The 255-nt window shown below is 57.3% G+C and carries 1 protein-coding gene; it reads right to left on the bottom strand.

Going from position 1 to position 255, the window contains the following annotated elements; genetic code table 11:
* Positions 1-255 (bottom strand): transposase (locus NNO04_RS22725; RefSeq protein ID WP_271446548.1); only part of this gene is annotated, 255 nt, incomplete at both ends.

Genomic DNA, 255 nt, shown 5'->3' with positions numbered 1-255 from the left:
TCTCGACGTTTTTGCCGCCATCGCGACAACTGCAACATTGTAGTGCTTCCGCTCAAGCAGTCCCTGAAGCCAGACATTCTTCTCAACGGCGCCGTTCCGGTTGACCCAGGCGGTAAGTGCGCGTGCGTCGTGAACCAGGAGGTATCGGAAATAGCCATCGCCACGTTTGCTGATCCCTCCCAGTTGCTGTTTCCCGCCGCTGGAATGTTCCTTTGGTGTCAGCCCCAGCCATGAAGCGAACTGCTTTGCGGTGCT

This window comes from Citrobacter sp. Awk 4, assembly GCF_028069725.1.
GTDB lineage: Bacteria > Pseudomonadota > Gammaproteobacteria > Enterobacterales > Enterobacteriaceae > Citrobacter_D.
Note: the sequence above shows the minus strand (reverse complement) of the source record. Positions and strands in the feature narration are given on the sequence as shown.